The organism is Streptomyces sp. NBC_01232, assembly GCF_035989885.1.
Lineage (GTDB): Bacteria > Actinomycetota > Actinomycetes > Streptomycetales > Streptomycetaceae > Streptomyces.
Genome location: NZ_CP108518.1, coordinates 1,723,123 through 1,746,540 on the forward strand (window position 1 = coordinate 1,723,123; position 23,418 = coordinate 1,746,540).

24 protein-coding genes and 1 pseudogene are annotated in these 23,418 nt (G+C 70.8%); 9 read left to right on the forward strand and 16 right to left on the reverse strand.

Translation table 11 applies throughout. The annotated features are described in order from the left end of the window. The first annotated feature begins 43 nt into the window (after nt 1–43). From OG444_RS08090 to OG444_RS08110, 5 genes are all read left to right on the forward strand, one after another. The gene (locus tag OG444_RS08090) at nt 44–1,069 is read left to right on the forward strand and encodes an SCO0930 family lipoprotein (protein ID WP_401686145.1); all 1,026 of its coding nucleotides are present in this window, start codon (nt 44–46) and stop codon (nt 1,067–1,069) included. A 119-nt stretch (nt 1,070–1,188) separates the two neighbouring features. Further along, a complete protein-coding gene (locus tag OG444_RS08095) occupies nt 1,189–1,965 on the forward strand; it encodes a LytR/AlgR family response regulator transcription factor (RefSeq protein ID WP_327261506.1) in 777 nt (258 codons plus the stop codon). A 196-nt stretch (nt 1,966–2,161) separates the two neighbouring features. Further along, on the forward strand, nt 2,162–2,437 hold the full coding sequence (locus OG444_RS08100) for a hypothetical protein (protein ID WP_327261507.1): 276 nt from the start codon (nt 2,162–2,164) through the stop codon (nt 2,435–2,437). A gap of 125 nt (nt 2,438–2,562) precedes the next feature. Continuing rightward, nucleotides 2,563–4,293, forward strand: coding sequence for a sodium/solute symporter (locus OG444_RS08105; RefSeq protein WP_327261508.1), 1,731 nt, complete (start codon nt 2,563–2,565; stop codon nt 4,291–4,293). Beyond that, a complete protein-coding gene (locus OG444_RS08110) occupies nt 4,290–5,531 on the forward strand; it encodes a sensor histidine kinase (RefSeq protein WP_327261509.1) in 1,242 nt (413 codons plus the stop codon). Before OG444_RS08105 ends, OG444_RS08110 begins: the two co-directional genes overlap by 4 nt. 117 nt (nt 5,532–5,648) lie before the next feature. On the opposite strand, the gene OG444_RS08115 is transcribed toward OG444_RS08110, so the two are convergent. Both OG444_RS08115 and OG444_RS08120 read right to left on the reverse strand, forming a co-directional pair. Then, the gene (locus tag OG444_RS08115) at nt 5,649–7,091 is read right to left on the reverse strand and encodes a GuaB1 family IMP dehydrogenase-related protein (RefSeq protein WP_327261510.1); all 1,443 of its coding nucleotides are present in this window, start codon (nt 7,089–7,091) and stop codon (nt 5,649–5,651) included. 296 nt (nt 7,092–7,387) lie between these two features. Then, a pseudogene (locus tag OG444_RS08120) lies at nt 7,388–8,599 on the reverse strand (IS701 family transposase); the annotation flags it as partial. 376 nt (nt 8,600–8,975) lie between these two features. Between OG444_RS08120 and OG444_RS08125 the strand changes: the two are divergent. The 3 genes from OG444_RS08125 (at nt 8,976) to OG444_RS08135 (ending at nt 10,354) form a co-directional block, all read left to right on the forward strand. Continuing rightward, nucleotides 8,976–9,485, forward strand: coding sequence for a hypothetical protein (locus OG444_RS08125; protein WP_327261512.1), 510 nt, complete (start codon nt 8,976–8,978; stop codon nt 9,483–9,485). Nucleotides 9,486–9,560: 75 nt separating this feature from the next. Beyond that, a complete protein-coding gene (locus OG444_RS08130; protein WP_327261513.1) occupies nt 9,561–9,890 on the forward strand; it encodes an antibiotic biosynthesis monooxygenase family protein in 330 nt (109 codons plus the stop codon). Further along, nucleotides 9,887–10,354 (forward strand): group II truncated hemoglobin, encoded by a 468-nt coding sequence (locus OG444_RS08135; protein ID WP_327261514.1) that lies wholly within the window; start codon nt 9,887–9,889, stop codon nt 10,352–10,354. The genes OG444_RS08130 and OG444_RS08135 overlap by 4 nt, the downstream gene beginning before the upstream one ends. An 86-nt stretch (nt 10,355–10,440) precedes the next feature. On the opposite strand, the gene OG444_RS08140 is transcribed toward OG444_RS08135, so the two are convergent. From OG444_RS08140 to rpe, 5 genes are all read right to left on the reverse strand, one after another. Continuing rightward, complete coding sequence (locus OG444_RS08140; protein WP_327261515.1) at nt 10,441–10,890, reverse strand: barstar family protein; 450 nt, start codon at nt 10,888–10,890, stop codon at nt 10,441–10,443. Beyond that, the gene (locus OG444_RS08145) at nt 10,887–11,333 is read right to left on the reverse strand and encodes a ribonuclease domain-containing protein (RefSeq protein ID WP_327261516.1); all 447 of its coding nucleotides are present in this window, start codon (nt 11,331–11,333) and stop codon (nt 10,887–10,889) included. Before OG444_RS08145 ends, OG444_RS08140 begins: the two co-directional genes overlap by 4 nt. A gap of 49 nt (nt 11,334–11,382) precedes the next feature. Beyond that, nucleotides 11,383–11,604, reverse strand: coding sequence for a CarD family transcriptional regulator (locus tag OG444_RS08150; RefSeq protein ID WP_030012151.1), 222 nt, complete (start codon nt 11,602–11,604; stop codon nt 11,383–11,385). A gap of 124 nt (nt 11,605–11,728) precedes the next feature. Next, nucleotides 11,729–12,742: a sugar-binding transcriptional regulator gene (locus OG444_RS08155; protein ID WP_030388458.1), complete on the reverse strand. Its 1,014-nt coding sequence runs from the start codon at nt 12,740–12,742 to the stop codon at nt 11,729–11,731. A gap of 124 nt (nt 12,743–12,866) precedes the next feature. Beyond that, a complete protein-coding gene (gene rpe, locus OG444_RS08160) occupies nt 12,867–13,553 on the reverse strand; it encodes a ribulose-phosphate 3-epimerase (RefSeq protein ID WP_327261517.1) in 687 nt (228 codons plus the stop codon). A 96-nt stretch (nt 13,554–13,649) separates the two neighbouring features. On the opposite strand from rpe, the gene OG444_RS08165 reads away from it, so the two are divergent. Next, nucleotides 13,650–14,288: a hypothetical protein gene (locus tag OG444_RS08165; RefSeq protein ID WP_327261518.1), complete on the forward strand. Its 639-nt coding sequence runs from the start codon at nt 13,650–13,652 to the stop codon at nt 14,286–14,288. Between the two features lie 1,204 nt (nt 14,289–15,492). Here OG444_RS08165 and OG444_RS08170 read toward each other — a convergent pair. From OG444_RS08170 to OG444_RS08210, 9 genes are all read right to left on the reverse strand, one after another. Further along, nucleotides 15,493–16,137 carry a hypothetical protein gene (locus tag OG444_RS08170; protein WP_327261519.1) on the reverse strand — a complete coding sequence of 215 codons (645 nt, stop codon included), beginning with the start codon at nt 16,135–16,137 and terminating at the stop codon, nt 15,493–15,495. Between the two features lie 62 nt (nt 16,138–16,199). Beyond that, complete coding sequence (locus OG444_RS08175) at nt 16,200–16,487, reverse strand: hypothetical protein (RefSeq protein WP_327261521.1); 288 nt, start codon at nt 16,485–16,487, stop codon at nt 16,200–16,202. Nucleotides 16,488–16,546: 59 nt separating this feature from the next. Continuing rightward, a complete protein-coding gene (locus OG444_RS08180; RefSeq protein ID WP_327261522.1) occupies nt 16,547–17,974 on the reverse strand; it encodes a DUF6177 family protein in 1,428 nt (475 codons plus the stop codon). A gap of 184 nt (nt 17,975–18,158) precedes the next feature. After that, entirely contained in the window at nt 18,159–18,284 is a 126-nt protein-coding gene (locus tag OG444_RS08185; protein WP_327261523.1) for a hypothetical protein, read from the reverse strand. 389 nt (nt 18,285–18,673) lie between these two features. Next, on the reverse strand, nt 18,674–19,108 hold the full coding sequence (locus OG444_RS08190; RefSeq protein WP_327261524.1) for a hypothetical protein: 435 nt from the start codon (nt 19,106–19,108) through the stop codon (nt 18,674–18,676). A 78-nt stretch (nt 19,109–19,186) separates the two neighbouring features. Next, entirely contained in the window at nt 19,187–19,474 is a 288-nt protein-coding gene (locus OG444_RS08195; protein ID WP_327261525.1) for a hypothetical protein, read from the reverse strand. A gap of 94 nt (nt 19,475–19,568) precedes the next feature. After that, the gene (locus tag OG444_RS08200) at nt 19,569–20,213 is read right to left on the reverse strand and encodes a hypothetical protein (protein ID WP_327261526.1); all 645 of its coding nucleotides are present in this window, start codon (nt 20,211–20,213) and stop codon (nt 19,569–19,571) included. Between the two features lie 14 nt (nt 20,214–20,227). After that, the gene (locus OG444_RS08205; RefSeq protein WP_327261527.1) at nt 20,228–22,669 is read right to left on the reverse strand and encodes a hypothetical protein; all 2,442 of its coding nucleotides are present in this window, start codon (nt 22,667–22,669) and stop codon (nt 20,228–20,230) included. After that, nucleotides 22,666–23,049, reverse strand: a complete 384-nt coding sequence (locus OG444_RS08210; protein ID WP_327261528.1) for a DUF6507 family protein — start codon at nt 23,047–23,049, stop codon at nt 22,666–22,668. The genes OG444_RS08205 and OG444_RS08210 overlap by 4 nt, the downstream gene beginning before the upstream one ends. Nucleotides 23,050–23,418: the final 369 nt, after the last annotated feature.

The window sequence follows — 23,418 nt, forward strand, 5'->3', positions numbered from 1 at the left end:
CCACGGTGGCGGACACCGGACACCACACGTGGGAGAGATCAAGATGGGCATCAAGCGCGGAACCACCCTGGCCGCGGCCGCGATCGTCGTCGTCCTCGCGGCGACGGCCTGCGGCCCCACGGACGACAAGGCCGCGGACACGACCAAGCCGGTCGGGGCCGCCGCAGCCGCTCAGGACAGCAAGGCCCCGCCCGCCGCCGACGGCGCCTACGGCTCCGACGGAGGCTACGGTGCCGCGGGAGGAGGCTCCGGAGCCGCGCCCGCCACGGACGCCAAGCCGGCCGGACAGCTCGCGATGGCCTCCAACGACAAGGTTGGGCCGGTCCTGACCGACAGCGCCGGCTTCACCCTCTACCGCTTCGACAAGGACACGGCCAAGCCGCCGAAGTCCAACTGCGACGGGGACTGCGAGAAGACCTGGCCGGTGGTCGCCGCCGGTGACGTCACCGCCGCCGCCGGCATGGACCCGGCGCTGCTGGGCGAGGTGGTGCGCACCGACGGCAGCAAGCAGCTGACGGTGGGCGGGTGGCCCGCGTACCGCTACAGCAAGGACACCAAGGCGGGCGACGTCAACGGCCAAGGCGTCGGCGGCGTGTGGTTCGCGCTCGCGGCGGACGGCAAGAAGGCCGCGAAGGGGGCGCCCACCGCGGCCCCGGCGCCCGCGGCCCCGGCCGAGGGCGAGGCTCCGGCGGGCGGCGCCGCCGAGGCCGACGGGAAGCTGTCGGTGGCCAAGGACCCCAAGCTGGGCGAGCACATCGTCGACGGCAAGGGCATGACCGTCTACCGGTTCAAGCCGGACACCCAGTGGCCGATGACCTCCAAGTGCGTGGGTGACTGCCTCGCCAAGTGGCCGGTCGTCGCGCCGCTGGAGAAGGCCAACGACAAGGGGATCGTCGAGAAGAACTACACGGTGCTCAACCGCCCGGACGGCCAGAAGCAGCAGAGCGTCGACTGCTGGCCCGTCTACACCTTCAGCGGTGACAAGAAGCCCGGCGACATCAACGGCCAGGGCGTGGGCGGCACGTGGTACGCCGTGTCCCCCGACGGCAAGCTCATCACCGTCAAGTAGTCCCCGCACCTCCCTCCCCCCACCCGGTTCGCGCGGCCCCCGCCCACCTCCCCCCTGGGCAGGGGCCGCGCCCCGTTTTCCCGTTCCGCCCCGGGGAAGTCGTCCCTAGACTCGGCCGCATGCTGCGCGTACTGGCCGTCGACGACGAGAAGCCGCTCCTGGAGGAACTCCTCTACCTGCTGCGCTCGGACCCCCGGGTGCTCAGCGCGGAGGGCGCCTCGGACGCCACCGAGGCCCTGCGCCGGGTCACCCGGGCACTGGAGTCCGGTCCGGACGGGGCCGACGGCATCGACGTGGTCTTCCTGGACATTCACATGGCCGGGCTGACCGGGCTGGACATCGCCCGGCTGCTGGCCGGGTTCGCGCGGCCGCCGCTGATCGTGTTCGTCACCGCCCACGAGGGTTTCGCCGTACAGGCCTTCGACCTGAAGGCCGTGGACTACGTACTCAAGCCCGTGCGCCCGGAGCGGCTGGCCGAGGCCGTCCGGCGGGCCTGCGAACAGTCGGCCCGGTCCGAGGAGACCCCGGAGGCGCCGGCGCCGGTGGCCGCCGCCGACCGCGCCCCGGAACAGATCGCCGTCGAACTGGGCGGCGTCACCCGCTTCGTGGCGATCGCGGACATCTCCTACGTCGAGGCGCAGGGCGACTACGCCCGCCTGCACACCGACGAGGGCAGCCACCTGGTCCGGATCCCGGTGTCCACGCTGGAGGAGCGCTGGGCGGCGCGCGGTTTCGTACGCATCCACCGACGGCATCTGGTGGCCCTGGGCCGGATCGACGAGCTGCGGCTGGACGCCGGGACCACGAGCGTCCGGGTGGGGTCGGCGGAGCTCCAGGTGAGCCGCAGGCACGCGCGGGAGCTGCGGGACCTGCTCATGCGTCAGGCGACCGGCTGAGAACGGCCCGCCGCCCCCGGGCCGGACCGCTCGGGTCCGACCGTCCGGCGCTCCCCGGCGCCGTTCGTCGCCGTTCGTCGCCCGGCGAGGGGCGTCCGGCGATCCGCCGGAGCCGCCGGGCGCACCGCCGCCCCGTTCGGCCCGCCGGTGCCGTCGTCCCTGCGTATCGTGGATCTTCCGGCGCGGGAGGAGCGAGATGTCCGAGATCCAGGCGCTGGTCGACGCCCTGGGCGCGCTGCCCCGCGCCCGGCCCGGGGGGCCCGCGGAGGCCGAGGTGCTGCTGGCCCGGTTGCGCAGTGCGGCCGCCCGTTGGGCCGACGTCCTGGACGAGGCCCGCGAGGGGGTCCGCGAGCAGGTCCCGCCGCGCGCGGAGGCGGCCCTGACGCTGGCGTTCCGGCGCGCGGAGGAGTCGTACGTGGAGCTGGAGATCGCCCTGCGCGACTGCGCGGACCACCGCGATCCGGCCCTCTGACCTGCCTGTCCGGCTCCGTGGCCCGGGCCGGCCCCGTCGCCCCGGTGGGTCCGGATCGGCCCTGTCGCCGGGTCAGGGGGCGTGCGTAGACTCCGGACACCCTCCCCCAGCCGAAGGACCGACCGGTGAACCAGACGTACGCGCTGACCGCGGTCGCCGTCGTCGTCCTGGTCACGATCCTGGTCGGCGCGCTGGGCCTGCGGATATCCCGGACGACCTCCGACTTCTACGTCGCCTCGCGCACGGTGGGGCCCCGGCTGAACGCGGCCGCCATCAGCGGGGAGTACCTGTCCGCCGCGTCCTTCCTCGGAGTGGCGGGGCTGGTGCTGCTGCAGGGCCCGGAGATGCTCTGGTACCCGGTGGGGTACACCGCCGGGTACGTGGTGCTGCTCGTCCTCGTGGCGGCCCCCCTGCGCCGCTCGGGCGCGTACACGCTGCCCGACTTCGCCCAGGCGCGGCTGGAGTCGCTGGTGGTGCGCCGGATCGCGGTGCTGTTCGTGGTCGGGGTCGGCTGGCTGTACCTGCTGCCGCAGTTGCAGGGGGCCGGGCTGACGCTGGAGATCCTGACCGGCGCCCCGCACTGGGCCGGCGGGGTGGTCGTCGCGTGCGTGGTGACGGTGGCGGTCGCGGCGGGCGGGATGCGCTCCGTCACCTTCGTCCAGGCCTTCCAGTACTGGCTGAAGCTCACGGCCCTGCTGGTACCGGCCTTCTTCCTGCTCGCCGCCTGGGCCGGGGACGGCGCCCCGCGGGCCACGTTCGACGCGCCCGCCGTCTTCCGGGAACAGACCGCGGTGACGGTCGCGGAGGACGTGCGGCTGTCCGTGGCCGATCCGGTGACGGTGACGGTGACCGGGCAGGTGGACGGCCTGCGGTATGTGGCCGCGCCGCTGACCCTGGCCGCCGGTGAGCACTCCGTACAGGCCGGCGCGCGGCTGGAGTTCGCCCCGCACACGCCCGTTCCGGACAGCCGGACGGAGACCGGGCCCGGCGTGTCCACCTGGTCGGTGCCGCTGTCCGGCGGGCCGCACGAGCACCGTCTGTACGCCACCTACGGGCTGATCCTGGCGACCTTCCTCGGCACGATGGGCCTGCCGCACGTCGCGGTGCGCTTCTACACCAGCCCCGACGGGCGGAGCGCGCGGCGCACCACGCTGGTCGTGCTCGCGCTGGTCGGCTTCTTCTACCTGCTGCCGCCGGTGTACGGGGCGCTGGGCCGGATCTACGCCCCCGAGCTCGCCCTCACCGGCGACGCGGACGCGGCGGTGCTGGTGCTGCCCGAGCGGATGCTGGGCGGGCTGCTCGGCGAGCTGCTGGGCGCGCTGCTGGCCGGGGGCGCCTTCGCGGCGTTCCTGTCGACGGCCTCGGGACTGACCATGGCGGTGGCGGGGGTGCTGCACCAGGACGTGCTGCCCGCGCGCGGGGTGCGCAGTTTCCGCTCGGCGGCGGTCGTGGCGATCGCGGTGCCGCTGGCCGGGAGCGTGGCGGCCACGCAGGTGCCGGTGGCGGACGCGGTGGGCCTGGCCTTCGCCGTGTCGGCGTCCTCGTTCTGTCCGCTGCTGGTGCTCGGCATCTGGTGGCGCGGGCTGACCCCGCCGGGTGCGGTGGCCGGGCTGGTCACCGGCGGCGGGGCGGCGCTGGGCGCGGTCCTGGCGACCCGGGCCGGTCTGGCCCCGCCGGGGTGGACGCACACGCTGCTGGCGTGGCCCGCGGCGTGGTCGGTGCCGCTCGGCTTCCTGACGATGGTGGTGGTGTCCCTGGCCACGCGGTCGCGGATACCGGCGGGGACGGCGGCCACCCTGGCCCGGCTGCACCTGCCCGAGGTCGTGGCCGGGGAGCGGGCGGGGGGTCCGCGGTGAGCGGGATCGCACCGGCCGTACTGGCCGTGCTGACGGTGGCCGGTGCCGTCCTGCTGCTGGGCGCGGGCTGGGCGGCCGGCCGGTGGCACGCCCGTCACGGGGAGCGTACGGCCGGCCTGGACCTGGGGACCCCGGTGGAGCGGGCCACCTTCCACACCCTGCACACGGCTTCGCTGGCCGCTCCCCCGCTGCGGGCGGGGCTGACCGAGGACGCGGCCCGCAAGGCTGCCCGGCGGCTGCGCTCGCTGCTGGGCACGGACGCGCTGTGCCTCACCGACCGGGAGTCGGTGCTGGCCTGGGACGGCCCGGGCGCCGACCACCACCAGCGCCGGGCGATGGCCGGGGTGGCGGTGATGCTGGAGTCGGGGCGCAGCCAGAGCGTGCGGACCGGCTGCCAGCGGCCCGACTGTGCGCTGAAGTGGGCGGTAGTGGCCCCCCTCACCGGTGAGGACGGGGTGCTGGGCGCGCTGGTGGCGTACGGGTCGCGGGAGTCGGCGGTACTGGTGCGGGCGGCCACCGAGGTCGCTCGGTGGGTGTCCGTACAGCTGGAGCTGTCGGAGCTGGACCGGTCCCGGACGCGGCTGATGGAGGCGGAGATCAAAGCGCTGCGGGCGCAGATCTCCCCGCATTTCATCTTCAACTCCCTGGCGGCGATAGCCTCGTTCGTCCGGACCGATCCGGAGCGGGCCCGGGAACTGCTGCTGGAGTTCGCGGACTTCACCCGGTACTCGTTCCGGCGGCACGGTGATTTCACCACGCTCGCCGACGAGTTGCGGTCCGTCCAGCAGTACCTGGCGCTGGCCGGGGCCCGGTTCGGTGACCGGCTGAAGGTGACCCTGCAGGTGGCGCCGGAGGTCCTGCCGGTGGCACTGCCCTTCCTGTGCCTGCAGCCCCTGGTGGAGAACGCGGTCAAGCACGGGCTGGAGGACTCCACCAAGGAGTGCCGGATCACGATCACGGCGCAGGACGCGGGCGCGGAGGCGGTGATCACGGTGGAGGACAACGGGATCGGGATGGACCCGGCCCTGCTGCGCCGGATCCTGGCCGGGGAGCGCGGCGGTTCCTCCGGTATCGGGCTGCCCAATGTCGACGAGCGGATCCGTCAGGTGTACGGGGACGAGTACGGCCCGGTGATGGAGACGGGCGTGGGGGCGGGCATGAAGGTCACCCTGCGCATCCCCAAGTACCGCGCGGGCGTGCACAGTTCCCCCTCGGCACACCGACCTCCCCGGCCCTGACGTTTCTGATCCACCGGCCGGCCGGTGCATCCGGCCCGGCCGCGCGCAGCGGCACCCGTACCACGCACGTGGCCCCCGGCCGTCCACCAGGGACGGCCGGGGGCCACGGGAGAGCGACTAGCTCCAGCTGGCGTGCAGGGGCTTGCCCTCGGCGTAACCGGCGGCGGACTGGATGCCGACCACGGCCTTCTCCTCGAACTCCGCGAGGGAGCCGGCACCGGCGTAGGTGCACGAGGAGCGGACGCCCGCGATGATCGAGTCGATCAGGTCCTCGACGCCCGGGCGGGCCGGGTCGAGGAACATGCGCGAGGTGGAGATGCCCTCCTCGAACAGGCCCTTGCGGGCACGGTCGTAGGCCGACTCCTCGCTCGTGCGGTTCTGCACCGCGCGGGCGGAGGCCATGCCGAAGGACTCCTTGTACAGGCGCCCGTCGGCGGACTGCTGCAGGTCGCCCGGGGACTCGTACGTACCGGCGAACCAGGAGCCGATCATCACGTTGGACGCGCCGGCGGCCAGTGCCATCGCCACGTCGCGCGGGTGACGGACGCCTCCGTCGGCCCACACGTGCTTGCCGTACTTCTTCGCCTCGGCCGCGCACTCCAGCACCGCGGAGAACTGCGGGCGGCCCACGCCGGTCATCATGCGGGTGGTGCACATGGCGCCGGGGCCCACGCCGACCTTGATGATGTCGGCGCCGGCGTCGATGAGGTCCTTGACGCCCTCGGCGGCGACGATGTTGCCTGCCACGATCGGGACCTGCGGGTCCAGGGCCCGGATGGCCTTGATCGCGTTGATCATCGACTCCTGGTGGCCGTGCGCCGTGTCGATGACGAGCGTGTCCACGCCCGCGTCGAGCAGCTGCTTGGCCTTGGCCACGAAGTCGCCGTTGATGCCGACGGCGGCCGCGATGCGCAGCTTGCCGCCGGCGTCGGTGGCCGGGGTGTAGAGCGTCGCGCGCAGTGCGCCCTTACGGGTGAGGAGGCCGACGAGCCGGCCGTCCTTGTCGACGGCCGGGGCCAGCTTGCGGTGGCCGGCGTCGAGCTGGTTGAAGGCCTCGCGGGGGTCGATGTCGGCGTCGATGAGCAGCAGCTCCTTCGACATGACCTCGGAGAGCTGGGTGAAGCGGTCGACACCGGTCAGGTCGTGGTCCGTGACGACGCCGACGGGCCGGCCCTCGCCGTCGACGACGACACCGGCGCCGTGGGCGCGCTTGGGGAGCAGGGACAGCGCGTCCGCGACCGTCTGGGTGGGCGCCAGCGTGATCGGGGTGTCGAGCACGAGGTGGCGGGTCTTCACCCAGGAGATGACGTCGGTGACGATCTCGATCGGGATGTCCTGCGGGATGACGACGATGCCGCCGCGGCGGGCGACCGTCTCGGCCATCCGGCGGCCCGCGATGGCCGTCATGTTGGCCACGACGAGAGGAATGGTGGTGCCGGTGCCGTCGGGCGAGGACAGGTCGACACCCTGACGGGAACCGACCGCGGAGCGGCTCGGCACCATGAACACATCGTCGTACGTCAGGTCGTACGGCGGCTTCAGGTCATTGAGGAAACGCACGTGCTGAACATCCCAGTCGATCGAAGGATCCGTCTACGCCCCGGCAGGACAGCCGAGGAAACGCACGTACTTCATTCTCCCACGACCTGGCGTTCACGCCGCCCGGGCCGATCGTCCAGGACGGACCGGGCCGGATGGTCGTTTCCTACGGGACCTTGGTCCCGGCGGGCCCTCCCGGGCGGCGGACAGGTCGGCGGACAGGGCGGTGGACCAGGAGGTGCCGCCCTGCACGCGGGGGCACCGGGCGTCGCACACGGTGACGCTACGGGCGCCGGGCATCACCGCATGTACGCGGGGGGCCGGGCCGCCGCGGCGGCCGACCGGACGGGGCCGGCGTACCCGTCGGGGGACCGCGGACGCGCGCCGAGCAGCTTCGCGGCGTGGGCCACGCTGGCGAGGGTGGCGTGGTGGTGCCAGCCGCGGAAGGAGCGGCCCTCGAAGTCCCGGATGCCGACGGGTTCGCAGGTCTCGGTGAAGTCGAGGGAGACGCGGTCGGCGAGTTTGGCGAGCAGGAAGAGCTGGGCGAGGGGCCGGTCGCCGATGTTGGTGATCCAGAACTCGGAGGGGAGCAGGGCGGCTTCGCTCCAGGCTCCGACGAGCAGCAGCGGGGTGGACGGCACGGGCACGGGGCGGTCCTCGCAGGGGGTGGCGAGGACCGGGGCCGAGGCCAGCTGGGTGACGGCGCCCCCGGCGCGGCCGTGCCGGGTCCATTCGACGACGCGGCGCCGGGAGCGCCGGGAGTCGATGAGCTCGCGGGCGGGGGCGGTGTGCGGTCCCGGTGCGCAGCGGCCCGCGCCGCTGAAGGAGACGGGCAGCGACCCGTCGACCTTGAGGACGAAGGGGATGTCCTGGCGGGTGAAGGACTCGATGCTCTGCGGGAGATCGCCGTGGGCGACCTCCATCACCACGGGCCGGCGCTGGAGTTGCCAGGTGGCGGCCATCCGCCGGACGGCGTGTACGGCGTCCTGGGCGGGGGTGAGGGAGCGGGCGGTGTCGGGGATCCCGGCGCGGCGGCGGAGGAGTTCGCCGGTCCAGGGCCCGGGGAGGGTGAGGGTCCATTCGACCGGGAAGCTGGCTTCGCTGGAGGCGAGCCAGATGCCGCTCGCCTGCTGGCAGTTGGCGGTGCGGCCGAGCTGGGGGACGAACTGCCGGCCGACGCCGACGGATCGGTCCCCGGCCTTCTCTATGACCATGGGCCGGAGCACCCAGGCAAGGGGGCGATGTGCGGTGCGTTCGAGGTGCTGGGCCAGGGAGCGGCGGACCGGGATCCAGTCCCAGGGGGACTTGCTGATGAACTGCTGGAGGCTCTGCTCGACGGAGCTGGCCCCACTTCCGGCGATGTTACGGATCGTCCGCTTCCCGGTGGTCCGCACCAGGCCGTTCAGATAGACGCGGGCCCAGTTTCGCTGGTCCCGCCGGGGTAAGGATTCGAAGAGAAGATCGATCAGGACATTGATCATTTCGGAGATCTCCGGCGTGGAATCCTCCGCCAGGACTGCGCGAGCCATCTGGGCCTCCCCCGCGACCAGCTAGATCCAATACCTACTCGGCCACGGCGAAAGGCCGCAGGCCACGGCGGCAACTTCCCGAGGTCGCCGACGGCACAGTAGATCGCGGAAATGAGGTGCGCGACAAGTACGAGTGGCGGGGAGGGCCGCGGCCGCTCGCCGGCGGAGCCCCGCCTTCCGGCACCGGATGGGATGCCGACGACGGCTGGACGGGCTCTGCCGCACTTCCCGTCTCACGCGCCACGCGCACCCGTGGCGCGAACCCGTCGCGCAGCTCGGGAACCACTCCGGCGGATACGGCGGCGGCTTTCGATGGGCCGAGAGCGAACGCCGCGACCCTTGCGATCAAGACGGCAACGGATGCAACGTTGATTACATGATTACAGCCGAGCAGTTGCAACAGCTCCGCGCGTGGTTCGCCGAGCGCCTGCCGGTCGACGTCTACGAGTCCCTCGACTCGGTCACCGCCGACCGCGAGGAGATCACGGTCGTCGGTGTCATACCGGCGGACGAATCGGTCAAGGAGTTCCGCGAACGCACCCGCGAACAGCGCATCGAAGTGGCCCGCGAGGCCGAGGAGCTCTACCGCCGCAAGGTCGCCTGGGGCGTACGGGCGGGCGAGGAGACGACCCTCTTCACCCATCTCGCCGTCCCGGCGATGACCCGCCTGCGCCAGTCCGAACGCCAGGTCCTCGACACCCTGGTCGCCGGCGGCGTGGCCCGCAGCCGGGCCGACGCCCTCGCCTGGTGCGTCCGGCTCGTCGGGCGCAACACAGACGAGTGGCTGACGGAGCTGCGCGACTCCCTGGACCAGGTCCAGCGGGTCCGCGCCCAGGGCCCCGACGTCTCCGAAGGCACGGACTCCAGGAAGTCCGGATCCGAATGAGGCATCCGCCCCACGGCGGCGTGTGATCGCGCAAGGCTGGCGACGACCTACACCCGGGGAGAGGCACGCACCCATATGACCACCACCGTCGAATACATCCGCTACCGGATCGCATGGGACGACCAGTCGGCCTTCGAGGACGCGTACGCCCGGGCGGCCGAGTCGCTGGCCGCTTCGCCCGAGTGCATCGACTACGAACTGGCCCGCTGCGAGGAGGAGAAGGAGCTCTACATCCTCCGGATCCGCTGGACCTCGATCGAGGACCACCTGGGCGGGTTCCGCAAAGGCGCGCAGTTCCCGGCCTTCTTCCACGCGATCCGTCCGTACGTGACGGCCATCGAGGAGATGCAGCACTACCTCGTGACGGGCGTCGCCGGCACGGGAAAGGCTTCCGGAGACAGATGAGCAGCACACCCACCATCTACGAGTGGATGGGCGGGGCGGAGGCGATGAACCGCCTCACGGACGCCTTCTACGCCCACGCCATGCAGGACGAGATCCTGGCCCCTGTCTTCGCCGGCATGGACGCGGGCCACCCGCGGCACGTCGCGGTCTGGCTGTCGGAGGTCTTCGGCGGCCCTGCGGAATACACGGCCCACCACGGCGGCCACCGGCACATGGCCACCAAGCACCTGGGCCGGGCGATCACCGAGAAGCAGCGCCGCCGCTGGGTGGACCTGCTGATGGACACGGCCGACGAGGTCGGCCTCCCGACGGACCCGGAGTTCCGCGGAGTGTTCGCCTACTACATCGAGTGGGGCACCCGCATGGCCCTGATCTACTCGGGCCCCAACCCGCCCCCGGTCGACGCGGCCGACATCCCGGTCTGGTCCTGGGGCCAGACCCCACCCTGGATCCCGAAGGACTGACGGCCTCAGCCCCGCCGGCGTTTGAGGCGCTCCCTCAGCCCCGCCGGCGTTTGAGGCGCGGGGCCTGGGGCGGAGCACCGGATCATTCAGCCCCGCCGGTGCTTGAGGCGGGGGGCCGGGGGCGGAGCACCCGCAGCAGACCCGGCCCCGGGCCCGGCCCCACCCTCGGCCAGCACCACCGCCAGCTCCGGCCCGCCGCCGCCCACCTCGGCCCGCCAGAAGTCCACGGCCTCCTCCAGCACCTCCACGAACGTCTCCCACTCGCCCGGCCGCGCAGCGGCATACTCACGCCACGACGTCACCGCCACCAGCCGCCCCCCACCGGTCGACGGCAGCCACGACAGGTCCCGCAGCGCATCGGCCAGCGCGTCCCAGTTCCCGCCGACCCACTCCGGCAGCCGCAAGGCACCCCCGCACCGCCGCATCAGCTCGGCCTTGCCGCGTACCCCGTCCAGGTCCAGCCGTACGGTCGTCGTCCAGCCCGCGGCCTCGGCCGCTTCGAGCGCAGGGGCGAGCGGCTGCGGGTCCAGACTCATCGGAGAACCGCCTTGAAGGTGTCGTAGTGGTCGTCCGTGTAGAAGAACTCCCCACCCGCGCCCGTCACGATCCGCCGGGCCCCGCGGTCCCGCTCACCGGGCGTCCGCACGGTGTACTCGTGGTAGTAACCACGTTTCTGCCTGGGCAGGGCCTTCTCGAAGTTCCCGAAGACCGTGCCGTCCTGCCGGTACGGATACGGCCCGCCCTTGTCGATGAGTGCGAGCACGTCACGGGCCTGCTGCGGCAGCCCGTCGGGCCGTACGGTGGCCATCCCCTTCGCCCAGCCGGGCACGGCACCGGCGCTGGCGCCGGCACCCTCACTGGTGGCGGCGGCAGGCGCGGGTTTCTCCCCGCCACAGCCCGCCGCACCGACCAGCGCGACACAGAGGAACAGGGCCCCCAGCAAACGCAGCAACGATCGGGGCACGTTCCGAAAGATCATGCACCGATCGTGCCAAATATCCGATTCGCTCGCGAATCGCCCGGTGGCCTCAGAGAGCGGCCATCTTGGTGTAGGGACTCAGGATTCGCTTCTGGACCGAACCGAAGTCGACGAGAACAGCGATCCCCTCCTCGATTCCGACGACACGGCCGAGGCCGTGCTCATCGTGAGTAACCCGGTCGCCGACGTTGAACTGCCGGATGGGCTGTTCCACGGGGGCCTTGAACGGGCTGGACGGCAAATGGCGGCGAGGTACTGCGGACTTTGTCATTGGAACCAGTATGCGCCCCGTGGGCCGCCGCGCGGTCCGCCGTTCGGATCTCAATTCCAGCACCATCCGCACCGACGGCGACATCGAGGGGCCGCCGGGGGGCGTCATGCCCGGTCAGGCGGCATCAGTCGTCGGGGTCGGCCCGGTCCAGCGCCGGACGCAGCCCTGGGGCCGACTCGGTGAGCAGGTAGTCGGCGACCGCCGTGTCCGTGACGAGGCTGGTCACCAGACCCGACCTCAACACGGCGCCGATGGCGGAGGCCTTCCGTAGCCCGCCCGCGATCGCCACGACCTCGGGGATCCGCCGCAGCCGGTCCGCCTCCACGGTGATGCACCGTTCGCCCAGGTCCCGGCCGACCCGCCGGCCCTCGGCGTCGAAGAGATGGGCCGACATCTCGGCCGCGACGCCCAGCGAGGCGTAGTGGGCCCGCTCCTCGTCGGTCAGCATGTCGTGGACCGTGGAGATGCCCGGCTCCCAGGAGCCGATGGAGACGGCCGCGACCGTCACCTTGTCGAAGTACTCGAAGGCGCGCGCGATCCCCGTCTGGCTGCGCAGCGCGGCCGCCGTGGCCGGATCGGGCAGCAGCATCGGCGCGTAGATCGGGTGCGCGTCGCCGCCCGAGACCTGGGCGGCCCGGCGTACGGCCTCGACCGAGCCGCGTTCGGCGGTGCCCGCGTCGTAGACGCCGGTCAGCTGTACGACGGTGCACTGCGGCAGCCGGTGCAGTGACGCGGCCATGTGAATGGTCGACCGCCCCCACGCCAGGCCCAGTACGTCGCCTTCGTTGACCAGTTCGCCCAGCAGGTCGGCGGCGACCGCACCCAGGTTCTCCGGGTCGGGCGCGTCCTCGGTGGCGTCGGCCGGCGACTCCACGACGACGGCGTGCCGGAGCCCGTACCGGGCCCGGAGCGCGTCCGACCGCTCGGCGTCGAGTTCGGCCGGCACCCGGATCTCGATCCGTACGAGGTCGCGTTCGAGGGCGGTCTCCAGGACCCGGGCCACCTTGAAGCGGCTCACGCCGAACTCCTCGGCGATCTGGATCTTGGACTTGCCCTCCAGGTAGAAGCGGCGGGCCATGGCCGCCGCCTGCACCAGCTCCGCGGGTCCCATCCGCAGGGCTGACCGTCCCGCCGACATTGCAGACACCGCGCTCTCCTCACTGCTGTTCACACTCTCGACTCGCCGTTCATCCTGTCAGATCCGACGGCCGTTGATCAGCCTGGACAGCTCCCGTTCACCGAGCTGTTCATCAACCCTTGGTTCAGTGGTCGCAAGCCCACGGCGCGGCTGCGATCGCCGCACCCGCCTGGTCACGCAGCGTGCGCACGGCGGTGGACGGATCGACCGCCCCGTAGACCGCACTGCCCGCCACGAAGACGTCCGCGCCGGCCTCGGCGCAGCGTTCGATGGTCGAGGCCGAGACCCCGCCGTCCACCTGGAGCCACAGCTCCAGACCGTGCTTCGAGATCAGCTCACGGGTACGGCGGATCTTCGGGAGCATGATGTCGAGAAAGGGCTGGCCGCCGAAGCCGGGCTCGACGGTCATGATCAGCAGCATGTCGAGCTCGGGAAGGATGTCCTCGTACTGTTCGATGGGCGTCGCGGGCTTGAGCGCCATCGAGGCTCGGGCCCCCTTGGCCCGGATCTCCCGCGCGAGCCGCACGGGCGCGGCGGCGGCCTCGGCGTGGAAGGTGACGGAGCCGGCACCGGCCTCCACGTACTGCGGGGCCCAGCGGTCCGGGTTCTCGATCATCAGGTGGAGGTCCAGCGGGATGTCCGTGGCCCTGCTCAGGGACTCCACGATCGGCATACCGAGGGTGAGGTTCGGGACGAAGTGGTTGTCCATGACATCGACATGCAGCCAGTCGGCTCCCTCGACGGCCTTCGCCTCCTCGGCGAGTCGGGCGAAGTCGGCGGACAGGATGCTGGGATAAATCTGAGCGGCCATGCCCCAAGCCTGCCATGCCTGCGGCCTGTTCCGGCCACGACCCCGCAAGTCACAGCTCACGTAGCAGTGCTTAAATGATCACGGGGAACGTTTAACTTGTTCTTCGAGATCGGCTTCGGTGCGGTCCTGTCCATGACATTGGCTTCGCGCCGGCGCCCGGAGCGCCACCCCCGGGCGGGCCGCACGGCACCCGTCCGAACCTCAGGAGCAGACACCGTTCCCTCCCGCACCGACTCCCCCTGGCGCAATCCGGACTTCCGCACCCTCCTCGGCGCCGCCACCCTCAGCCGGCTCGGCACCAACACCGGCCACGTGGCCGTCCCCCTGCTCGCCCTCACCGCCCTCGACGCGAGCCCCACCCAGGTCGGCACCCCCGCCGCGCTCTCCACCCTCGCCTTCCTGCTGATCGGCCTGCCCGCCGGAGCCGGGGTCGATCGCCTGCGCACCGGCCGCGCCCTCATCACCGCCGACCTCGCCGGGCCGCGCTCCTCGCCTCCTTACCGCTCGCACGGCGGCTCGACGCCCTCACGCCGGGGCAGCCGTACGCCGCGGCCCTACCGGGCGGCGTCGCCCCGCCTTCTCCGACTTCTCCGACGCCGGCTCCCAGAGCGTCCTGCCGGAGCTCATCGGCCGGGAGGGCCGGTGCGCGCGAACACCGCGACGGCAACCCTCAAGGCCTCTCCCCCTTCCGGGGCGCGGCGGGGTTGCGGAGTGAGGGGCAGGGCGGGGCGATAGGCGCGGGGTGTCTCGGGGGTGGCAGGATCCGAGCAGTCGGGAGTCAGAGATGCGTATGGGGGTTTCCCGTCAGTCTCATCGTCTCTCCGTGTCGGGCCGGCCCCTCAAGGGCGCTCCCTACGGTCGCGTCGCTGCGCGATGGCCTGCGGCCACCCTTGACCGACCGTCCCGCCCCGGACATACGAAGACTGTCGGGAAGCCCCCAAAAGAACGAGCCGGTCCGAGCTTCCAAGGACGGGGTGGCCGGAGAAGCCCTGCCCGGTCGGGGGTGGGCCTCTTCCCGAGGCGGGGCCCATGCCACACACCGGCCGGGTCGGGGGAAGCGCGTCCAATCGCTACGCGCTCCGCACGTCTCAGCATCTCCAGCCCGTCTTGGGTCGGACATAGGCCGCCCACGGTCCCGGTTCACCTCACGAACTGCGTCCGACGACCGTCTGGAGCCCGGCATAAGCCGCGTCAGATCGCTACGTGCTTCTCCTGGACTGCGACCGGCGGCCGGCAGAGCCTGATGCCTCGGCTATTCCGTCGTGGATCCGGGTCAGTGCACAAGTGACACCACAAACCCACCCCCAAACAGGGGCAATTGGGGCAAACGGCCGGCGATTCGAGCGGTCCGCTCTCGCTGACCCCACTCCACGACGAAATGGCCGCTGTCAGGCGTCTTTCCACCCCAGACAGCGTCGAGACGCCCTCAATGAGGAGCGCTGGGGCGTCCTGGGCGGCCTATGTCCAGCCCAAGGCGGTCGTCGGACGCATCTCGACAGAGGAACCGAGGCCGTGGGCGGCTTATGTCCAGCCCAAGACGGTCTGGAGACGCTGAGAGATGAGGAGCGCGTAGCGATCGGACGCGCCTCCCCCGACCCGGGCCCTGGGCTGCATGGGCCCCGTCTCGGGAAGAAGCCTCACCCCCGACCGGGCAGGGCTTCTCCGGCCGCCCCGTCCCTGTCTTGATGGCCCGGCCCGTTCCTTTGGGGGTTTCCCGGCAGTCTTCGTATGTCCGGGGCGGGACGGTCGGTCAAGGGTGGCCGCAGGCCATCGCGCAGCGACGCGACGACGAAGGAGGAGCGCCCTTGAGGGGCCGGCCCGACACGGAGAGACGATGAGACTGACGGGAAACCCCCATACACATCCCAGACCACCGCCCCAGCGGCTCCCGCCGCCCCAGAAGCCACCCCGCGCCCCGCCAGGTCCGCCCGTCGAGCGCCTAGCCGCGCGTCGCGTCCGTGAGGTCCGGTCCGCGGCCGTCGATGAGGTCGGGAGCCGCGAGCCCGTAGCCCACGGCTCGTCCGTAGTACGTCGGCTCGCCGGCCTCCGCCGCCGCTCCGAGCGCCTGGTCGAGCTCCCGTAGGGCCGACTCGAGCCGGGGTGCGTTGTGGGCGTGGATGACCGGCTGCGGCTCGCCCCGGAAATCGCAGTGCCCCCAGACGTCGTGGTACACGGACAGTTCGGCCCAGAGGCCCGTCCGGTCGGACGCCAAGAAGAGTTCCACCAGCCGGTACTCCCTGTGCCGTTCACCGTCGGCATCGAGCCAGACGCCCGATCCCAGCACGGTGATCCCCCCGATCTCCGCCTGCGGATAACCGGTCGGCCGACAGGCGCGGAGCCGATCGGGCAGTGCCGGATCGTCGAGTGATCGCGTCACGAGGCTCAGGCGACTGTGCATACCGAGGCCGCCCCGGCCGGTCTGGAACCAGTCCCACTCAAGTGAGGACGGCACCAGCAAGGTGTACTTCTCCAGCACGGCGCTCATACGGCCGGCGGTCTTGAGCGCGAACTCCAGACCCGGCTCCGGCACATCATCCAGATCCCAGACCCACGAGCCGCTCTCTTTCGGCGCCCGCATCAGCATGGCCCACGAACCTCCTTACACTTCAACGGCATTGACGCGGCAATCCCAAGCCCCTTGCGCCGTCACCCCGGCGGCATCGGCTGCTCCGGCGCCTCGTTGAACAGATAGCCGTAAAGGGCCCGGAGATACGTATCCAGGGTTTCGGTGTCAGGAAATTCGATATCAGTCAGCTGCTCATACTCGGCCGGCCCGAAGGAATCGTCCGCAATGATCCGATCGAATCCCGAGCGGATCAATTCCACATAAGAGTCACTGAAGCTCAGCAAAGTGGGCCTCAGATAACCGCTCACGTCATAGCCCTCTTCGAGGCTCAGATGCGCTCTGAAGAAATTTCTGAAATTCGCGTCCACTGAATCATCTTCTTTGATGACGAGGACCGGACCTACGCTCGCCACCCGGCCCGGGCCGACTAGGCGGGCGGTGCGCCGCGCAGGTGGCGCAGGAGCTGCTCCAGAGCGGTCCAGCTCTCAGCGGTCCGGCCGTCGCCGAGCGCGTAGTAGAAACCGGGCCGGACGCTCGGGCCCAGCCGCACCGGGCGTTCCTTGAGCGGCGTCCTGCTCGCCCTGTCACGCCCCGCCTCCTGGACCTCCGTGGGGCCGAGTACGAACGCGTACGGCAGCGGCGGGTTCTCGTAGTGGGGCGGGGCGCTCAGGTCCCGGCGGGCTTCGCGCAGCTGGCACAGCATGGTCTGCAGTCCGTACCGGGTCACCAGCTCGCCCGCCAGCCCCGGCAGCGCCTCCATCGGGAGCTCCTCATCGGGGCCGTAGCCCACGGTGAGGGTGATGTCCTCCTCCACTCCCTCCGGGGTGCGGATGACGCGCAAGGTGGCGACGGCGGGCCGGTCAGGGGTGCCGACGGCAACGGTCCACGTGGAGCGGGGGGCGCGTTCGTACGCCAGCTCGGTCAGCTGGCGCCGCGACCACGTCAGACCGGCGGGCTCCGACGTGCCCCAGCCGGCCGGCGGGCCGCCGGTCAGCGCCTGCCAGGCGGCTTCGAGCGCGCCGCCGAGGAGAAGGTCCGCCGTGGGGCGGTGCAGGGTGCGGAAGGAGACGCTGAGCTGGCGCTCGCCGGTGGGCCCGGCCTCCTCGAAGGCGTCCGCCACCGGCGTCTCGCCGTTCTCGTCCCGGGCCGGGGAAAAGGCGTCGTCCTGCCAGGTCAGTACGGCGCCGGTCAGGCCGTCGTAGTAGCCGCACCGCTCGTCCTGCACCACCCAGCGCGAGGGTATCGACTGCAGCAACAGGCGCGTGGGCAGGGAGATGCGACAGTGCGGCGGGGTGACGATCTGCAGGGACCGGTCGCTCTCCACGGTGGCCCTCAGCACCTCGGAGAGCCAGCTCGTCATGGGGACGACCGGGCGGTCCTGGAGGACAACGGCAGCCTTGTCGGTGAGCATGTCGACGGCCGGCTGGGCTGCCGCGGGGGCCGGTACTGCGGTGATGCCGGAGACGTCGACGGGGCGGGCCGCGCCGACGGTGCCCGGGGCGTCCGGCGGCCAGACCCGGCCGCCCAGCAGCATGGTCAGCCGGGCCGCGAAGGCTCCGGCGAGCTGCTCGGCCTGGGGTACGCCCGCGGCGGCGCGGGCCTCGACCCACCACGCCGGGCCGTCGCCCGACAGCTCTGCGCCGGGCCCCAGCAGGCGGGCCGCCTCGCCGGGCACCTGGAGCATCAACGGCACTTCGATCGATACGAGCGGCCGGCCATCGGCGTCACACAGTTGAACCACTGCGCCCTCGCCGGCGCTCTCGACCCGCAGGTCCGGCCCGCCCGCGAGCAGGCCGGCCAAAACGCTCATCGCGTCGGGCATGCGCTCGGTGAGCGCGATCACGTCCTTGGTCATGCCGTGTTCCCTGTCGTCATATCTCTCGGTGCGTTTCTGTCAGTGCTTCGCGGACCTGCGCACGCACGCGTTCGTTTCCGAAGGCCGGCAGATACTCGCCGAACCGCCGACCTTCCGGGCCCCGCGCTGGGGAGACGACGGCCCCGCATGGACCGGCACCCGATCTCGCCGAACTGGTCGCCCACTAGCCGAGCGCCGCATCGGTGACGTCCGGTCCGAGCCCGTCGATGATGTCGGGAGCCCCGAGTCCGTAGCCCTCGGCCCGCCCGTAGTACGTCGGTTCGCCGGGCTCCGCGGCGGCGCCGAGCACCTGCTCCAGCTCCTGAAGGGCGGCGGCGAGCCTCGGTGCGTTGTTGGCGTGGGTGAGTGGCTGCGGTCCACGGAAATCGCAATGCCCCCAAACGCCGTGTGTCGGCCCTCAGCCTGCAGTGCACACCGAGGCCGCCCCTGCCGGTCTGGAACCAAGGCCACTCGAGTGAATGCAGCTCCATCAGGTCGTGCTTCGCGAGCACCGCGCTCATACGCGCCGCGGTGGCGAGCGCGAACTCCAGACCGGGACCCGGCATGTCGTCCAGGATCCAGGTCCACGAGCAGCTTTCCTTGGGCGCGCGCATCAGCATGGTCGGCGAACTCTCCTGCTTCGGGGCAGCTTTGCTGCGGAAGGACGGCGGTGGGCTCACCGCGGGTGTTGTTGTCGGCTCAGGCGGCGAGCAGAGCCTCGGCACGACGGAAGAGGTCGTCGTCCTCCAACTCCACGTGCTCTGCATTGATGTCGGTGACGATCCGCCGCAGAACCTTCACCCACTCACCGATGAACTCCCCCACAGGAACGACGACATCGCCCCGTTCGGCCAGTAGCGACTCGTAGCTGCCGAGGATGCTGTGCCAGCGCGCCCGGATCCTCAGCGAATCGCCCTTGCGGACGATGCCCCACTCGGCCGAGAACGTGTCCGACCCCCAGAAGACCTCGTCGTCCGAGAATCCCGGCCGCCGGATCTTCTCGAGCAGGGGCACCAGATCGTCGAGAAGGACGGCCAGGTCATGGCCGTACGACAGCCGGACCGGCACCAGATTCCAGACGAGAAAGGCGTCGTCGGCCGCGGAGGAGTACATCTCGCCGACGGCATCAGCCATGTCGGCGGCCGAGCCACACCTCTGAACGGCCGGGCAACCCGCCTGCATCGAAAAGCTCACCGTCGCACCACAGCACCGTCAGCCCGGCGGCATCGGCTGCTCCGGCCCACCCTGGAACAGGTAGTCGTACATCGCCCGGAGGTAGGCATTCAGAGTCTCCTGGTCGGGGAATTCGATATCAGTCAGCCGCTCATATTCAGCCGGGCCGAAGGAGCCGTCTGCCAAAGCCCGAGCGAAACCCGAACGAACCGCCTCGACGAACGGTTCGTTGAATCCGAGCAGCGTGGATCTGAGGTAGCCGCTCGTGTCATACCCTTCCACGAGATCGAGATACCTCCCGACGAAGCGCTCGAATCGCTCGTCCAACGCCGCCATTATTTCCCGTCCATCCTATCGAGGGCTTCACAGCTTCAGAATTCGAACGCAGCGTCGGACGGCCATTCGCCTTGAAGTATCGGACCTACCCCCGAGTTGCGTTGGTGAGGTCCGGCCCCAGCCCGTCAATGATGTCGGGAGCCGCGAGCCCGTAGCCCTCGGCCCGCCCGTAGAACGTCGGCTCGCCGGGCTCCGCGGTGGCCCCGAGCACCCGGTCGAGTTCCCGCAGCGCGGAAGCGAGCCGCGGCGCATTGTTGGCGTGAATCATCGGCTGCGGATCGCCCCGGAAATCACACTGACCCCAGACGTCATGAAAAACGGACACTTCGGCCCAGATCCCCAACTCATTCGAAGTCACCAGAAGTTCCACCAGACGGTATTCCCCGTGCCGCACTCCGTTCGCGTCGAACCAGGCACCCGAACCCAGTACGAGGATTCCGCCGATGTCCGCCTGTGGATTGCCAGTCGGTCGACAGGCGCGGAGCCGATCGGGCAACGCCGGATCGCCGAGCGGGCGCGCGCGGATGCTCATCCTGCAGCTCACATTGAGGACGCCCTTGCCGGCAATGGACCAGTCCCACTCGAGTGAGTCAGGCGCCAATAGGGCGTGCGCCTCCAGCACCGCACTCATGCGCCCGGCGATCTCGAGCATGGACTCCAGGCCGGGCTCCGCGACGTCGTCCAGATCCCAGGTCCACGAGCCACTCTCCTTGGGCGCGCGCATCAGCATGGTCGGCAAACTCCTTAAGGAAGGGTGGAATTGGTCGGATAGAAGGTGACGGACCCGTCATCAAACTTTAGTTCAAAATAGGCGTTGCAGGAGTCGGCGGCCCTCTGCACGAACTGCGCCTCGCGCTGCGTCATCTCGGTAACCGAGCCGCGAATGTCCAAGATTCCGGCCTTTACGTCGACCTGCGTGTACGGCAGGCCCGTCTTTTCATCGATCTTTCCCTTTAGCTGCTTATCCGCGATCTTCTTGACCGCTGACTTGATGCCCGAGACGCCATCGACATCCTTGAGCTGGGCACCGTACTCGATGCGCCCGTCATTACGAACCAGTACGTCGAGGTCGAGCTTCTCGGCAGGCAGCTTCACCTCAAACTCAATTCCCTTCAACCCCTTGGCCTGGAGCTCTGCAGCATGCTCCATCGCCTGATGCACAGCCGGGATCATGTCCTTCTGCTTGACCTGGTAAAGGAGGCCGTCCGGCTTCTTGAACCCAGGGACGTCCGCAAATCTACCGCTCGATATGTACTCCGCAACGGCCGCCCCGTATTCCGACTTCTTCAGGGCCGCGAGCAGACGGCCCTGGTCCACCGGCGGGACCTTCACGTCCTTGAGCGCCGCCGCGACGGCAGCCTCCCGCTCCGCCGCCATGGGCCCGCTGGGCTGTTGACCCGTCCGGTCGCGGTTCAGAGTGACCTCGGGTTGCCGGTCAGGGTGACCGGAGCCGCTTCCCGGACCGTCACCAGTGCCGCCTCCTCCGCCCGAGGACGGCCCGTCGGTGACGCCCCCGCCTTCCGGAGTGTCCGGGCTGCCGCCATGGCCTCCCCCACCACCGTGGCCCCCCGCCGGGTCGTGGCCGGCGCGCCCCTCGGCGCCGTGAGCGCTGCCGCCACCCGAGGTGTGCGAGTTGCCCGTCTCGCGGGAGGGCGCGTGCGAGTCCCCGCCTCCGCCGGTCGGGTGGTCCGCGGCGTGGCCGGCCGCGGGCGGCGTGTTGTGTGTGCCGCCGCCCCCGCCCGTGGGGTGGCCCGTGGAGTTCTCCACTCGGCTCGGGCCGCCCGCGCCTTCGAGGATCCGCTCCCTCACGGGGGCGGGCTCGTGGGTGTTGGGCAGGTCGTCCTTGTGCGGCTCCCTGTGAGGGGCCGTGTCGGGGACGACGTTGCCGTGCTCGTCGCGGATGGTGCCGTCGCGGCCGATGACGCGCTTGTTGCCCTGCGGGTCGGCGTACTCGTAGCCGGGCGGCGTCCTATCGCCGGCGCCTGCGGGGGGTGCGGTGGTGTCGGCCGGGTGCGGGGAGGTTCCGTCGGGCATGGTGCGGGCCATGTCGTCCACGCCCGCTCTGCTCGCCTTCAGACCCTCCATCAGGTCGCCGACCTTGATCTTGGTGAGGTTCGCGGCCTTGCCGAGGTAGCTCATCGGGTCGACGAGCACGCCCGCCTTGCCCACCACGGTCGCGATCTCCGAGCCCACGCCCAGCTTTCCGGCCTTGCCGAGCTTGAGGAACGAACCCGCGCCGATGGTCACGATGTTGAACACCACCGTCCCGCCCGCCCGCGCCGGATCCTTGCCCCACTCGTCCCACGCGACCAGCGACTTGCCGAAGTTGCGCAGGGCCGCCTTGTTCTTCTCGCGCTCGGTGTGGTCGGCCGGGCCGAGCGTCTTGTCCATCACCCAGTCCCACGGCGTGAGGAGGTAGCCGCTGACACCCTCGAAGACGTCGCCGATGCCCGACCAGGTCTTCTTGAGGGTGTCCATGTCGAACACGTTGACCATGTTGCCGAGGCCCTTGAGGGTGCCCCAGACGCCGTCGACGAAGAAGCCCTTCAGGCCGCTGCCGACCTTGTCCTTCGTCCACTCCCACGCGGCCCGCAGGCCCGTGTACTCGCGCTCGTCGGCCGTCCCCCAAGGTGTCTCCTTGGCGTCCTTGACGTCGCTCTCCTTGAAGCCGTACATGCCGGCCTTGTGGGAGCCGTCGTCGACGACGAAGTGCGTGCCGCCCACCAGCGTGGTGATCTTGTTGGCCGCGTCGCGCTCGACGCCCTGGAACGCCACCCACGTCACGCCGACCTCACGGACGAGGCGCGCGTTCTCGTCGATCTTGCCCTGGTCCTGCTGCCAGTCCTCGTCGTCCTTGTTGTCCGCGACGAACTTCTCCGCGTCGATGCGGAGTTGCTTCATCTTGGCCACGAGCGGGCGGGCGGTCGACGCGAAACCCGTCAGCGCCCCGCTGACGGACTCCAGCTTCGTCGCGAACGCGTCCGCCTTGTCCCGCACGGGAATCGTCGAGTTGAGCAACTCCCCCTGTTCGGGGGCGTCATAGACCGGATCCAGCGCCTGGAAGGCGTTGTGCACGTCCCTGCCGGTGCCCCGGATGCTGGAGGCGGTCGTCTTGAGCGCGGCCGCGTGTGTCTCCAGGGTGTCCAGGTTGCCGGTGAAGGTCGGTATCTTCCCGACGTCGATCACTTCTTGGGACCCTTCAGCTCTTCCGCGGTCGGAGCCTTGGAGTACTCCTCCTGCTTGTTCTTCGCCATCTGCAGGTCGCCCTTGACGTACTCCTCGGTGGCCAGGCGTGCACCGGTGATGGACTTGCCCGTCCGGACGGGGAGGAACTTCAGGTCGCTTTCCGTTCGCTGCTGAAACTCAAGCAACGCCTGGGCCACAGGGCCGAACGCGCCCTCCTTGGGCAGCTCGGTCCCGCCCAGCACCATCGTGCCCGCCCACGTCGCGGCGCCGACCACACCGTCGCTGTACGACGTGAACTCTTCCTCGAACTTGCTGCCCGCTTCGGCGGTCTTGTTCAGGACCCCTTGGACGCCGGCCGGCTTGATGTCCCACGTAGACACGTTGTCCCCCGTTCCTCACAACGCTTCTCTCGAGTGCCCCGCCGCCGGCCGACGGCGCCGCCGCCCACCCGCACAGGTGATCCATTTCTATCAACTCGGCATTACTGTCTGCAAAGTGAATGAGGGTCATTCCGGCCCAGCGGCCGCCCCTGTCGCGAAGTTGTGACAAAGCGCGGAACAGCCCCTCGCCGTTTCACGACCCCACCCCGCCGACGGCGATCACGTCGGCCGGGTCGTCCACCGCGCAGGCTCTGTCGCGGTCGTCGGCGGCGGTTGGGGGTGCGGGACCGTGTGGCCCGCGGCGGGCCGGGAAGGGTTCACGGCGTCGGTCCGCCGCCGCCCACTGGCAGGGCCGCGGCAGACCGCAGA

Coding starts and splice junctions, on each gene's coding strand:
- OG444_RS08180 (WP_327261522.1), bottom strand. CDS start 17,974: ATGACCAAGGACGTGATCGCGCTCACCGAGCGCATGCCCGACGCGATG.
- OG444_RS08145 (WP_327261516.1), bottom strand. CDS start 11,333: ATGATCTTTCGGAACGTGCCCCGATCGTTGCTGCGTTTGCTGGGGGCC.
- OG444_RS08100 (WP_327261507.1), top strand. CDS start 2,162: ATGTCCGAGATCCAGGCGCTGGTCGACGCCCTGGGCGCGCTGCCCCGC.
- OG444_RS08125 (WP_327261512.1), top strand. CDS start 8,976: ATGATTACAGCCGAGCAGTTGCAACAGCTCCGCGCGTGGTTCGCCGAG.
- OG444_RS08150 (WP_030012151.1), bottom strand. CDS start 11,604: ATGACAAAGTCCGCAGTACCTCGCCGCCATTTGCCGTCCAGCCCGTTC.
- OG444_RS08155 (WP_030388458.1), bottom strand. CDS start 12,742: ATGTCGGCGGGACGGTCAGCCCTGCGGATGGGACCCGCGGAGCTGGTG.
- OG444_RS08135 (WP_327261514.1), top strand. CDS start 9,887: ATGAGCAGCACACCCACCATCTACGAGTGGATGGGCGGGGCGGAGGCG.
- OG444_RS08140 (WP_327261515.1), bottom strand. CDS start 10,890: ATGAGTCTGGACCCGCAGCCGCTCGCCCCTGCGCTCGAAGCGGCCGAG.
- rpe (WP_327261517.1), bottom strand. CDS start 13,553: ATGGCCGCTCAGATTTATCCCAGCATCCTGTCCGCCGACTTCGCCCGA.
- OG444_RS08095 (WP_327261506.1), top strand. CDS start 1,189: ATGCTGCGCGTACTGGCCGTCGACGACGAGAAGCCGCTCCTGGAGGAA.
- OG444_RS08090 (WP_401686145.1), top strand. CDS start 44: ATGGGCATCAAGCGCGGAACCACCCTGGCCGCGGCCGCGATCGTCGTC.
- OG444_RS08130 (WP_327261513.1), top strand. CDS start 9,561: ATGACCACCACCGTCGAATACATCCGCTACCGGATCGCATGGGACGAC.
- OG444_RS08190 (WP_327261524.1), bottom strand. CDS start 19,108: ATGGCTGATGCCGTCGGCGAGATGTACTCCTCCGCGGCCGACGACGCC.
- OG444_RS08170 (WP_327261519.1), bottom strand. CDS start 16,137: ATGCTGATGCGGGCGCCGAAAGAGAGCGGCTCGTGGGTCTGGGATCTG.
- OG444_RS08200 (WP_327261526.1), bottom strand. CDS start 20,213: ATGCTGATGCGCGCGCCCAAGGAGAGTGGCTCGTGGACCTGGGATCTG.